The organism is Endozoicomonas sp. SESOKO2, assembly GCF_024606245.1.
In the GTDB taxonomy this organism is placed as follows: domain Bacteria; phylum Pseudomonadota; class Gammaproteobacteria; order Pseudomonadales; family Endozoicomonadaceae; genus Endozoicomonas_A.
Genome location: NZ_JAHHPQ010000253.1, coordinates 1 through 12037 on the forward strand (window position 1 = coordinate 1; position 12037 = coordinate 12037).

Here is a 12037-nt window from a genome sequence, read left to right on the forward strand (position 1 = left end):
CCTCAATTTCTTGCAATCCTCGCTACGGACGCTTAAGTCCGACAGGCTGCTAGTTAAAGACCCTGTTTTCTTGTTCCTGAACGCGAATAAAGGTGGTTCGCTTGGTCAGTTCTTTCAGGGTAGCGGCGCCCACGTAGGTGCAAGTAGAGCGAACGCCACCCAGGATGTCCTGAACAGTGTTTTCAACGGGGCCTCGATAAGGCACCTTAACGGTCTTACCTTCAGAAGCGCGATAGTTGGCAACGCCGCCAGAGTGCTTGTCCATAGCGGTCTCGGAACTCATACCGTAGAACAGTTTGAACTTCTTGCCGTCTTCTTCCACTTCTTCGCCAGCGGATTCGTCGTGACCGGCAAACATGCCGCCGATCATGACAAAGTCGGCACCACCGCCGAAGGCTTTGGAAACGTCGCCCGCACAGGTACAACCGCCGTCAGAGATAATCTGACCACCAACACCATGGGCTGCGTCAGCGCATTCGATCGTGGCAGACAGTTGTGGGTAGCCGACACCGGTTTTGACACGAGTGGTGCATACTGAGCCTGGTCCGATGCCAACCTTGACGATGTCAGCACCTTTCAGAATTAGCTCTTCAACCATTTCACCGGTGACTACGTTTCCGGCAATAATGACTTTTTCAGGGTGCTGTTTACGAACTTTGGAAACATATTGAACAAAATGCTCGGAGTAGCCATTGGCAACATCGATGCAGATAAAACGAAGACTGTCGTTGAGTGCCAGGATGTCGTTGAGTTTGGTGAAGTCAGCATCGGATGTTCCGCTGCTTACCATGACATGGTTTTCAATACCTGCAGGTGCGCTGTCCAGAAATGCTCCCCATTCTTCAATGGTGTAGTGCTTATGCACTGCGGTCAGCATCTTGTGTTCTGCCAAGGCCAGGGCAATGGAGAAGGTGCCCACTGTGTCCATATTGGCAGCAATAACAGGGACGCCGGTCCATTCCTGGTTGGTGTGAACAAATTTGAAGGTACGTTCCAGGCTGACCTGGGAGCGGCTCTTCAGGGTTGAACGCTTGGGTCTGAACAGAACATCTTTAAAACCCAGCTTGATATCAGCTTCAACACGCATAACTTTCCCGTTAGACCTTTTTACAGGTTAAAGACTAATTTTTACGTTTGAGTAGTTATAGTCTTCGACAGGTTGATGACAAGGGAGAGTGTACAAGCGGCAGGATTTTGGAGGCTACCTATGAGGAGATACCGGTGACCCGGAAAGCGAACACACTTTCTACGCCTATACCGGTCGATTATACAAAAACAGGTATTCAGGTCAAAGCTTGATTTTCCGAGACGTTCTTCCTCCCTCATGGCTGTTGTTTCGCTTATGGCTGCTTTGTCGCCTTGACTGGGTCGCCGACGCTTACCGGTAGAACGGCTGTGCCCTGTCTGAAATCATGATCTGACTGACAAAGTAGCAGAACTGAAAGCAGGGCATAGATGTGTATGAATGAATTAATTAATCAATCAGATCCTGAATCTTGGTTTTGATCAGGTCGATGGCAATTCTGTTCTTGCCGCCATGGGGGATGATTAGGTCGGCATGCTGGCGAGCAGGCTCAATGAACTGCAGGAACATGGGGCGTACGGTTTCCAGGTATTGTCTGATGACCGAATCAACATCACGGCCGCGTTCGACAATATCTCGCTTTAGCCGTCTGATCAGACAGATGTCCAGGGGGGTATCCATGTAGAACCGAAGGTCAAAGGTTTCACGGATTTCCGGATGAGTAAACAACAGAATGCCTTCAATTAAAATAACTCGGGCAGGGGGGACTGTCCGGGTTTCCTGTTTACGGTTATGCTCTGTGTAATCGTACAGAGGCACGTCCACTGTCCAACCTTCTTTCAGCAGCTTCATATGCTCCAGCATCAAGTCATGGTCCATGGACTCGGGATGGTCATAATTAGTCTGAACCCTTTGTTTCATGGTTATGTGCGTCTGATCCTTGTAGTAAGAATCTTCAGAAATGATATGAACGTGCTGTGATTGAAGTTCTTCTACCAAAGTACTGGCCAGAAGACTTTTACCGGAAGCAGAGGCGCCGGCAACGCCGACCAGGATGGTTTTTTGTTTCAGCATTTATATCCCGTTATTCATCTCTATCCACAGGTTGGGGGCGGCCATGCTTGTCAATGGCCACGAAGGTAAAGATGCCTTCCGTCACTTTGATATGCTGCTGATGAAAAGGCATATTCTTGATCCAGACCTCCAGCTTGATTCGCATGGAAGTGGTGCCGACATGAATGACCTCTGCATAACAACAGACTACATCACCTACATTGACCGGATGGTGAAATGACATGGATTCAACGGCGACAGTAGAAACCCTGCAGTGACTTCTCTGCTTGGCCGCGATACCGCCAGCAATATCCATTTGTGACATCAGCCAGCCACCGAAAATATCACCGTTAGGGTTGGTGTCTGTTGGCATGGCGAGCGTTCTGAGCATAAGCTCTCCTCGTGGCTCGAGCATGAGGGTTCTCCAGTGAGCACGAAAAAAATTTGGCGTAAATCCTAAAAGCCGTGAGAGGTCATGTAAATCGGTAGTTTCAGAAAACGTATCAAAAAATAGGAGTTCAACCTGAAAAATCATAAAGTCGCTCAGGCAGACAGCGGGCAGAACAATAAGTCATACACTTTATGTCGTTTTTGTATAAAACGAATATTATCAGATTTGCTATGCAATACTCTGTAAATCGGGTATAAGAGCCCGCTGATTTCAGGCCGGAACTGATATCAAACTGACCCATGATTTTTTTTGATTGAAGGATGCTATGAGCCATAGAGTTCTCTCTAACCCCAGTCAGCTGGTGGTTCGTAACAGTGAATGGTTGCGTTGTAATAAAATGCTCGTGCTGGGTGTGCCTGCTGATGCACTGGGAAGAAAGCTTGCTAAGGAAAAAATCGCTGAAGAAATCCACGGGTTGACTCGAGACTTTTCAGTCTACAGAACCATTAAAGAAGACTGGTCTGCAAGCAGTCAGTTGTCTCTTCACTATGAGTCTGTAGTTCATTCGACTGTAGACCGGTTTGATGGGGTGCTGGTTTTCCTGCAGAAGAGCAAGTCTCTGATGGATTTCTGGCTGGCGATGATTGTACCGTTATTAAACGAAGGGGCTGTTCTGTGGCTGGCAGGTGAAAATAATGAAGGTATCAAGTCGTGGCGCAAGCGCCTCAGGCAGAATTTTTCCGAAGTCAAAAACATGGACAATGCGCGTCATTGCAGTCTAATTGAAGCTTCAGGCTCTCTGGAAAATGGCGCTGAATTTTCCAAGCCCGATTATTACAGTGCCTACGAGCTTAAAGTTCGTGATATATCCATGCCGTTATTCTCTTTACCCGGTGTATTCTGTCATGGACGTGTTGATGCGGGTACGGAGCTACTTCTCAATACCTTTGATGAATGCACGGCTAAACGTGTTCTCGATTTCGGCTGTGGTGCCGGAGTGGTAGCCGGCTTTCTTGGGCAATTAAATCCCGACGCTCACTATACTCTGGTGGACTCCGACGCCCTGGCTCTGGAAAGTTCGACCCGTACCCTTCAGGAAAATAATGTAAAGCACTTTGATGTGATGGCCAGCGACGGTTTGTCTGAAGTCAGTGGTGAGTTTGACCTGATCGTTTCCAACCCTCCCTTTCATCAGGGTGTTAAGACGCATTATGCGGTGACGGAAGGGTTTCTTGCGCGGTCTGCTGACCTTCTGAAGAAAGGGGGGGAGCTGAGAATTGTCGCTAACAGCTTCCTTCGCTATGGTCCGATCATTAACCAGGCTTTCGGTGATTGTAAAACACTTGTCGTGAAAAATGGCTTCTCGATCTATCAGGCTTTCAAGCGCTGATCGGGAAAAATTAATATAATATTTTCGCATAAAAAATGATTAAAATATTATTTCAGTTATAAATGTTAAGGCTGTTAGTCTGCGCATTTAATTATGGGCAGGTATCCGGCAAGACCAATTTTCGTTGGATTAATTCAGTCTTTTAGCACATTGCCCATAGCTTTTCTCAGGGGGCACTTATGTTCGGTCTTACATTTAAAAAAGCTATAACTACTGCCACACTGGCTCTGTCCGTCTTGCTGGCTGGCTGCTCTGATCATCAGCCTGCAGAGATTCAGGCAAACAATGATGAAGTTAAGACTTCTGTCGTTAAAGTCGGTATGTCCGGCACCTACTATCCGTTCACTTTCATGGAGCAGGGTGAACTAAAAGGCTTTGAAGTTGATCTCTGGAAGGAGATAGGTCATCGCCTGAATAAAGATGTTGAGTTTGTTACAGCACCATTCTCTGGCCTTTTTGGCATGCTGGAAGCAGGTCAGCTGAACACTATTTCCAACCAGATTACACTGACTGAGGCCCGTGCTGAGCGTTATGCTTTTTCCGAGCCCTATGTTTACGACGGTGCCCAGATAGCGGTCCACAAGGATAACAATGACATTAAGTCAGTTGATGATCTGGCAGGTAAGAGAGTAGCTGTAAATCTGGGTTCTAACTTTGAAGCGATCCTGCGTCAGAATGATCCGGAGCAGAAAATTAATGTTGTGACCTATGATACCGGCATTGAGCAAGACGTGGTGCTCAAACGTTCTGATGCATTTGTTATGGATCGTGTCAGTGTAATGGCTCTGATTGATAAATCTGATTTGCCGCTGAAGTTAGCCGGTGAGCCGATTGAGATCCTGAAAAATGCCATGCCTTTCGTCAATGATGTGAAGGGACTGGCTCTGAGAGATCAGGTGAATTCCGCTCTGGATGCCATGGATAAAGACGGTACCCTGGCTTCTATTTCCGGCAAATGGTTCGGTGGAGATATTACTGCCAAACCTGCCGGATAGACCTTTCATCCATTACTGTTCTCTGGAATACTGCCCTGTTTGTTCCGAAGTCCGCTACAGGCATTTGAATGATGGATTTTGAATACACTGTCGGAATGCTTCCGACAGTTGCCATGAATCTGGATACGACACTCTATATGACACTGGGTGGTCTGGTGTTGTCCTTGTCTTTGGGGCTTGTTCTGGCACTGGTGAAAATTACCCGACTTTTTTGTCTCCACTATGTGGCTGACCTGTATATCTCCTTTTTTAGGGGATCACCTCTGCTGGTCCAGCTCTTTCTGTTTTACTACGGTCTGCCACAATTGATACCTGCTCTTGCAGGTATGCCTGCCATAGTGGCTGTGATCATTGGTTTGGGTTTGCATTTTGCTGCTTATATGTCAGAAAGTATGAGGGCGGCAATCATCAGTATCCATTCCGGGCAGATGGAAGCTGCTTTGAGTGTAGGTATGACTCGGGCCGAAGGCATGAGAAGAGTGATTCTTCCCCAGGCGGCAAGGGTGGCTTTTCCCGGATTGATGAACAATGGGATCGATCTGCTCAAGAGTACCTCTCTTGCCTTTACTCTGGGGGTTGTTGAGATCATGGCTCGTGCCCAGATGGAAGCCGCCAGCAGCTTCCATTTTTTCGAAAGTTACTTGACTGTGGCGCTGATTTACTGGGGAGTGGTGATGATATGCACCTGGTTTCAAAAGTGGGCTGAAGCACGTCTCAATCGAGCCTACATCTAGCTGTTCATAGAGTCGTTTAGTGTTTCTTGTTAGCGGGTGCCGAGTCTACGACACCCGCTTGTCTTCTGCGGCCATTCTGAATTTATAGTGTTGTTATTCTGACTTCTACTAACATCGACATTCCTGATTCCAATTCTTTCCTATACTAACGAAAAGTTATGACCGAGTTTGACCATGGAGAGGTCAGGATGAGCTTAACAACACGCATAGAGTCTTTAGTACCCCGGCTGGCTCATTTCAAGAGTGAAGTGGCACAGCAAATCAAGGCCTTGCACCCTAAAAAAGTGCTGGTTAAAAACTGGGGCCGTTTCGTTCAGGGAATGAAAATAGCGGCCTTCCATGTCAGGCGTTTTGCCCACGGTGTCTCAGACCGTATCCCCAGGGTTCGCATCAGTGCCAGACGGGTGGTACAGGTCAGGGCTGAGGAAGCCATACTTGGGAACCGTATCAAGGCAAAGAGTAGAGAAGGTATTGCCCTGAATCCTGAAGATGCAGAACGACTCAAGCGGCAACCCGGCTTTGAGGTGAAGCCTCGGGAGATTGTGTCTGATGGCCAAAAAACCTCTGTTGAGTTTCTGGTTAAGGTTAAATCAAATGCACTGAAAGATGCGGATAAACAGTTTGAAACCGATCTGGCGGCCTATGCCAAAGCAAGAGTGGCGCTTGATGCCAAACAGCTAAAACGACCTGACGAGGTGACTCAGGAAGAAATCAATGAGCTAAACCAACTGGAAGAAAAACTTCAGAGTTCACAAGATGAATTGACCTATCTCAGGGGCTGGGCCACCGAGCTTAAGTATAAAGAGTTGGGTAGTCAGTTTGATACTGAGGCGGCTCTTCGTGATGCCTTCAGAGTTCAAGTGAAAACCCTGAGCTTGCAGAAGAGCAACGCTATGAATCTTGTTCAGGGTGTCACCGCTAATATCGCCAGCGTGACTCAGGATCGTCTGGATATTGATTCCGGTATCAGAGAGGTCAGTGAGAAGTACAGGAACAGAGTCTACAAAGACATTATTGCCTTCATTGACAATCCCGATAGGAATTCAGAACACAATACTCTCGTCAGGGCCCAGCGTAACAGGCAGATGATCTGGGGTACTGACAAGCTTAAATTCGCAACGGCAGAAGCGGGTCACTCCAGGCGTCTGCCAGGTTTGGATTATTACATGTGTGCAGCCAGGGAAAACTGGCCACAGGATACGCCACTTTACAAAGACCGTCTTGTGAAGGAGGCTGTTCGTCTCATGCATAATGACTGGTCTCTGTTTGCCAATGACGTTCAGTCTGAGATTGATAAAATCAGGGTTGATATCGATAAGGAAAATGGCCGTGGCAGTTTTGATGCAGACAAAATGTGGGAATATCACCATCTGAGAAGTTTCCAGGAAACTCTGGCAAAACTCAGAAGTTTTGTAACGCCGGACAATGCTAACAGTCAAAGCCAGGTAGTCGATTTCCTCTCCAGTTATGGTGAAGAGTTAGGATTGGGTGAACACCCGGGCTATAACCTTGATGAGTTGATGAAACAAGCCCAGAGCCGATACAGTGTCAATAGCTTTAAGCTACTGGAAGAATCAGTGGCCAGGACGGCAAATGGTACCGATATGCACCCGGAGTATTTGCCGATTCCCCCTGACGGTTCGGAGCCCCTTACAACAGTATATGAACCATTTGTGGAAAAACCTTCAATATCACCTAAAAACCCGTCTCTTGAGGACGAGCAAAAAGAAGAGGCTTCGGGGCAACCCGTGTATGGACCATTTGCGGGAAAACCTACAATATCATCGAAAAACCCGTTTTTTGAGGACATACAAAAAAAAGAAGCTTCGGGACAAGCAGTGTATGATCCATCTGCGGGAAAACCTACAATATCACCGGCAAACCCATTTTTTGAGAACTTGCGAAAAAAACAGGCTCCGGGACAGCTTGGTAGAGATTGGGAGACATTTGGTGATACGACGGATGACGTAACTCCTCCCATGACTCCGGTTAAAACTGAATCAAGTCAACCATTTCAGGGGTCTGAAAACGCTTCCCGCAATAATCCTGATCCATCAGAGTAGTCTTGTTCAGGGAATAAACGAAAAAAACGGCACCTGACCGATAGGTGCCGTTTTTTTTAGAGCTTCAAATAATAGGGTCTGAGCAGGTTGATTGTCTCATTCGTGTACGCAGGGTGCTCACTGTATATTGTGATCTGCTCAAACTCATATTCTGAGCCAGAACGCCCCAGAACCAATAGGTGACGATGATCTTTATGAGTCTCAGAAGATCGAATAGCCAGAGTACGTTCCAGCTTCAAGGGAGTGGCCCTGTGGAGTGCTTTCAAAAACAGTGAGCTGGATTCATCCGGTAATAGAATCCAGGCTTTGCCATTCTCAGACATCAGTCTGTCAATCGCTTCAGCCAGCTCCGGAAAACTCAAACTGTCTGTGTGGCGTGCCAGTGAACGCCTGGAGCACGGGGCTTTAAAGGCATTCTCAAAAAAAGGGGGGTTACTGAGTATACAGTCATACCGCTTTTCAGGCATGAACGATTGTATGGGGCAATGATGTAACGTCAGGCGATTCTTCCATGGACTGGCTGAGAAATTTTGCTGCGTCTGAGCAGCAGCATGATCATCCAGTTCAACCGCATCAATGCAGGCAGTTGATCTTTGGGCTGCCATTAAACTGAGCAGGCCGGTTCCGGCACCGATATCAAGAATGGATTGACTGTTTTCCACCTCTGCTCTGGCGCCCAGGATACAGGCGTCGGTGGTGATCTTCATGGCAGTCTGGTTTTGCTCTACCCTGAACTGTTTGAATTGAAAGTAGCTGTTTCTGGCCATTAATTGTTGCTCATTAACTGAGCCTGTGGCGGCTTTTCAGTCTTTGGTTTTTTTTGTTGAAAAACCACGGATGTGACAATCATAACAAGCCCTGTATAGGTCGAAAGATGAATGCTCTCATTCAAAAAGTTGGCGATGAATATCAGAGAGAGAAAAGGGCTGAGATAGCTGATGTTGCTGATGATAGAGGTGTTTTCTGCGAGTTTGAGGGCTTTGAGCCAGAAAATATAGGCCAATCCCATCTCAATCAGGCCTATATACAAAGCGCCAGTGAGACCTTCCAGAGGAATAGGCCAGACACTGGACTGCCAGAAAACAGCCACTGTGATCCAGGGTAATCCGAATAGGAAGCACAGTAGCAAGCCAGTCTGTGAGTCGCCCTCATTTTTGGCATTTAAAATCCAGTACAAAGCCCAGACCAGAGTGCTGGAAAGCATCAGAATAACTCCCTGAGGGCTGTCAAAGTTGAGTTTTTGCAGCTCCCCCCTGGTACTGATAATCACCACACCAAGGTAGGCTACCAGGCAACAGACGCCATCCTTGAAACTCAGCTTGTTACCCAGTAATGGCACAGCCAGTAATGTGAGCGCCAGAGGCCAGCTGTAATTCAGTGCCTGAGCCTGCTGGGCGGGCAACAGATCATAACCACCAAACAGGACGATGTGGTAAAGGAAAGGGTTAAGAAACCCCAGCAGGATGTATAGCCTAAAGTGGTTTCTGGCCTGTTGGATCAGTAGGGACCATTTACCCTGGGCAAGAACAAAACCACCTAGAAGAAGTGTTGAAGTTAATACCGACCAGAACACCATTTGCCACGGATCGAGATAGTCGAGAGTGAGCTTGAAGGCAGTGGCAACGGTAGACCACATCAGGGCAGTGGCCAGAGCATAAAGACAGGCTTTGGTTTGTGAAGACATACAGTGTCGAGTCGAAAGAGATGGATATCAGCCTGGCTGAGGCTGCTGAATCGTGTCTTATATCACGACAATCTACTTTTCGCTATGGAGATTTAAGAAACTCCGCTCATACCGTTCATTTTCAGGAAATTATCCAGGATCGCTTCTTGCATCCTGAGAAAGTGGAAGGCTGTTGTCGTGTCAGCGGTCTCGGGGTTTGCCAGAAGGGTTTCCATGGCACTGTTGATACGCTGGCGGGAGTTCGTGATGAGCTGAGTGTCATTTTCCGAGAGGATTTTACTGGGCAGTTTGGCACCTATGGCATATTGATAGCACTGATTCCTGAAGCTTCTCATCGTATCCTTGAATTGATTCAGGGCTTTGTCGTTTTCAAACGCTGTCGTGTTCAGAAGCGCATTATTGATCTGCCTGTAAACCTCTGGCTGACAACGAACGACATGCAGGTTTATGGATCGCTCGTCAAGCTCAGGTTTTTTCATAAAGTCTGAGTCTATTTGTGCCCCCTTGCTGTCTCTTAATATCACTGTGGGCAGGGGAGAGTGTGGGATCTTGGCTTTTCTTCTTTGTAACTTTTGTTTGCGTGCCTGAATGTCTTGAATGGCCTTCGATGTATCCTGTCTCTGTTCCGTGACCCGTCTGAGTTCCTGCTCCACTGCTTCCAGGTCGTGATCAAGTCTATCATTCCGGACTCTCAAATCGGCTAATTGCTGTTCAAACACCCAACGATGCAAGCGGGCTTTTTCAAGGGAAGTTACTGTGTGGTTTTGAAGGTTTCCGGAAGGCTGAACCTGATATTGGGTCGCACTTTGCAAGACTGGATGTTGCTCAGCTACGGATTGTTCCATTGCATTTTGTTGCCTGCCGGGTAAATCTTTGATTCCATGTTGGTCATAAAGTCTGGTGATTTCTGCCTGCAACTGCTCGTGGCTTAATGACGCTGGTGCTTGCGCGGCTTCGGGAGCAGCGCTCTCCATCTTGTCGATAAAGCTTTCCAACTCCACTTTCAGCCTGTCTTTTAACGCTTCCATACTACTGAGTTCGGGGCTTTCAATTAGCCCCCTATGCCAGTGTCCCAGCTCGTCCTGCCAACCCATCAGTTTTTCCTGAAACCGCCTGATGTCGTGCAGGTTGAGGGGCAAATCCGGATCTATGTTTCTGCGCAGACAGTGCGCTCTAAAACCATCATGGCCCGGTAAGAATCGCTCAGCCAGTTGTTGTCTCCTCTGACCGAGTGATTTGAGCTGAGCAGCCTGTCCCAGATCTGAAAGCACAATCATGTATTTGGTCACCGCCAGTTTGATCAGACCAGGCAGTGAGCCTGCGTTTGTCATTACACTTTTAACATCGTCACAGAAGACTTTTATTTCGTGATAACCCAGTGTGGCACGTTTACCCGTGAGAAAATCTCTGAGCACGGCTGCCTGATCATCAAAGCTGCGGATCGAGACTTCTAGCCCGGTTTCTCTTTTGATGGTTTGCAGACCCTTGCGCAGCCTTCGGGTTTGCCATCTTTTGGTTTTCTTCAGGGATATATCTGAATTTTCTGGTACCGGGCTGCTGCCCGGCATCAGGGCTGTAAGAATTTTTCTGGTTCGTGAAGGAGGTTCAGAAGCGCTTTGGTTTTCTTCCGGGATGTCAATGTACGGAAAGCGGGGAGGAAGTTCAACACTGGAGACTTTGTGGGCAGGCAGTGACTGATCGGTAAGTTTTTTGGCCAGAAGGTAGCCTTTACTAGCAACAGGGTTTTCACTGGCTGCAGGGCTTTTATTGGCAAGAGGCCGGGTATCAGAAGCGTGGGAGCTTTTCTCTGTCATTTTACGAACGGGATGTTCGACCACTTCAGTCTTTTTTCCCCGGAAGCGAGCAAGCACCTCATCCTTGACGGTGCGGGCTAATCCGGACAAGCCATGATAAACGCTGCCTAAAATACGCATCCTGCCTTCCCTGACCATTTGAATTCTTCAGATACTCCTTAACAGCCCGAGCTTGACGTTTGGAGAGCATCTCATAATAGCTATCGACACCTGAGCTATTGGTATAACCAAAGCTTTCGGTGTTTTATCCAGATCGTCTTTGTCGAATTTGAAGAGAAGAATAGTTGAGTTTCTCGAGTATCTCTGGAAAACAGTACGACCTTGATTTCCAGAGTACTTTGCGATGTCAAACCTGCGGCAGACGGGTATTTGTCAGAGAGAGGGAGTCGGAGGTGTATCCTTCACAGGCCAGAGGCTCCTGATGTCTGTCTGAAAGAAGGGAGATAAGGTATTCCGGATAACGGATGTCGCCTATTGCGTCACCAGGGTGGGTAGAGTCTTCAAATAAACGTTTGCTGTCGAGTCCTGGATTATACATGATCGTCTTCCTTTACGATGCTGTTTTTCAGGGCTTTAAAACGGTTAAGGTTTAAAGCGGTAACCTGTTTAATCAGTTGTCGATGAATGCAGTATTTCTATTTGTTCCGATCCAAAATTATCATTGTGTAGCCTTACAGCCTTAAAACTACCCCTTATGTTCTTCAGCTGTTACCGATTAAGGTATCGAATTTCTTTCTGCCTGTCACTCTTTTGACGCTTAGTATTTTTTTGACGGTATCATCTGTATACGGGCTGGAATGATTCAGGAAAATTAGCGTCTGGCATAGAATTTTTTTCTAGCAGCCTGTCGGACTTAAGCGTCCGTAGCGAGGATTGCAAGAAATTGAGG

Annotated in this window: 11 protein-coding genes; 4 read left to right on the forward strand and 7 right to left on the reverse strand. The window is 47.4% G+C overall.

Annotation, left to right across the window (positions count from 1 at the left end; all coding sequences use genetic code 11):
- Positions 1–49: 49 nt before the first annotated feature.
- The 3 genes from KDK17_RS06005 to yciA all read right to left on the reverse strand — a co-directional run bounded on the left by KDK17_RS06005 (position 50) and on the right by yciA (position 2492).
- Positions 50–1087, reverse strand: coding sequence for a GMP reductase (locus tag KDK17_RS06005; RefSeq protein WP_257279993.1), 1038 nt, complete (start codon positions 1085–1087; stop codon positions 50–52).
- A gap of 387 nt (positions 1088–1474) precedes the next feature.
- Positions 1475–2098 (reverse strand): uridine kinase, encoded by a 624-nt coding sequence (udk, locus tag KDK17_RS06010; RefSeq protein WP_257279992.1) that lies wholly within the window; start codon positions 2096–2098, stop codon positions 1475–1477.
- Positions 2099–2108: 10 nt separating this feature from the next.
- Complete coding sequence (gene yciA, locus KDK17_RS06015; protein ID WP_257279991.1) at positions 2109–2492, reverse strand: acyl-CoA thioester hydrolase YciA; 384 nt, start codon at positions 2490–2492, stop codon at positions 2109–2111.
- A 301-nt stretch (positions 2493–2793) separates the two neighbouring features.
- Here yciA and KDK17_RS06020 point away from each other — a divergent pair, with 301 nt between their 5' ends.
- The 4 genes from KDK17_RS06020 to KDK17_RS06035 all read left to right on the forward strand — a co-directional run bounded on the left by KDK17_RS06020 (position 2794) and on the right by KDK17_RS06035 (position 7650).
- Positions 2794–3858, forward strand: a complete 1065-nt coding sequence (locus tag KDK17_RS06020) for a class I SAM-dependent methyltransferase (RefSeq protein WP_257279990.1) — start codon at positions 2794–2796, stop codon at positions 3856–3858.
- A 179-nt stretch (positions 3859–4037) separates the two neighbouring features.
- On the forward strand, positions 4038–4853 hold the full coding sequence (locus tag KDK17_RS06025) for an amino acid ABC transporter substrate-binding protein (protein WP_257279989.1): 816 nt from the start codon (positions 4038–4040) through the stop codon (positions 4851–4853).
- 68 nt (positions 4854–4921) lie between these two features.
- Positions 4922–5587 carry an amino acid ABC transporter permease gene (locus tag KDK17_RS06030; protein WP_257287594.1) on the forward strand — a complete coding sequence of 222 codons (666 nt, stop codon included), beginning with the start codon at positions 4922–4924 and terminating at the stop codon, positions 5585–5587.
- Between the two features lie 188 nt (positions 5588–5775).
- Positions 5776–7650, forward strand: coding sequence for a hypothetical protein (locus tag KDK17_RS06035; protein ID WP_257279987.1), 1875 nt, complete (start codon positions 5776–5778; stop codon positions 7648–7650).
- A 56-nt stretch (positions 7651–7706) separates the two neighbouring features.
- Here KDK17_RS06035 and KDK17_RS06040 read toward each other — a convergent pair whose 3' ends face one another.
- From KDK17_RS06040 to KDK17_RS06055, 4 genes are all read right to left on the reverse strand, one after another.
- Positions 7707–8417: a tRNA1(Val) (adenine(37)-N6)-methyltransferase gene (locus KDK17_RS06040; protein WP_257279986.1), complete on the reverse strand. Its 711-nt coding sequence runs from the start codon at positions 8415–8417 to the stop codon at positions 7707–7709.
- Positions 8417–9334: a DMT family transporter gene (locus KDK17_RS06045; protein WP_257279985.1), complete on the reverse strand. Its 918-nt coding sequence runs from the start codon at positions 9332–9334 to the stop codon at positions 8417–8419. The genes KDK17_RS06040 and KDK17_RS06045 overlap by 1 nt, the downstream gene beginning before the upstream one ends.
- 92 nt (positions 9335–9426) lie before the next feature.
- Positions 9427–11268 carry a hypothetical protein gene (locus KDK17_RS06050; RefSeq protein ID WP_257279984.1) on the reverse strand — a complete coding sequence of 614 codons (1842 nt, stop codon included), beginning with the start codon at positions 11266–11268 and terminating at the stop codon, positions 9427–9429.
- A gap of 226 nt (positions 11269–11494) precedes the next feature.
- Positions 11495–11686: a hypothetical protein gene (locus tag KDK17_RS06055; protein ID WP_257254693.1), complete on the reverse strand. Its 192-nt coding sequence runs from the start codon at positions 11684–11686 to the stop codon at positions 11495–11497.
- Positions 11687–12037: the final 351 nt, after the last annotated feature.

Coding starts and splice junctions, on each gene's coding strand:
- KDK17_RS06005 (WP_257279993.1), bottom strand. CDS start 1,087: ATGCGTGTTGAAGCTGATATCAAGCTGGGTTTTAAAGATGTTCTGTTC.
- udk (WP_257279992.1), bottom strand. CDS start 2,098: ATGCTGAAACAAAAAACCATCCTGGTCGGCGTTGCCGGCGCCTCTGCT.
- yciA (WP_257279991.1), bottom strand. CDS start 2,492: ATGCTCGAGCCACGAGGAGAGCTTATGCTCAGAACGCTCGCCATGCCA.
- KDK17_RS06020 (WP_257279990.1), top strand. CDS start 2,794: ATGAGCCATAGAGTTCTCTCTAACCCCAGTCAGCTGGTGGTTCGTAAC.
- KDK17_RS06025 (WP_257279989.1), top strand. CDS start 4,038: ATGTTCGGTCTTACATTTAAAAAAGCTATAACTACTGCCACACTGGCT.
- KDK17_RS06030 (WP_257287594.1), top strand. CDS start 4,922: ATGATGGATTTTGAATACACTGTCGGAATGCTTCCGACAGTTGCCATG.
- KDK17_RS06035 (WP_257279987.1), top strand. CDS start 5,776: ATGAGCTTAACAACACGCATAGAGTCTTTAGTACCCCGGCTGGCTCAT.
- KDK17_RS06040 (WP_257279986.1), bottom strand. CDS start 8,417: ATGGCCAGAAACAGCTACTTTCAATTCAAACAGTTCAGGGTAGAGCAA.
- KDK17_RS06045 (WP_257279985.1), bottom strand. CDS start 9,334: ATGTCTTCACAAACCAAAGCCTGTCTTTATGCTCTGGCCACTGCCCTG.
- KDK17_RS06050 (WP_257279984.1), bottom strand. CDS start 11,268: ATGCGTATTTTAGGCAGCGTTTATCATGGCTTGTCCGGATTAGCCCGC.
- KDK17_RS06055 (WP_257254693.1), bottom strand. CDS start 11,686: ATGTATAATCCAGGACTCGACAGCAAACGTTTATTTGAAGACTCTACC.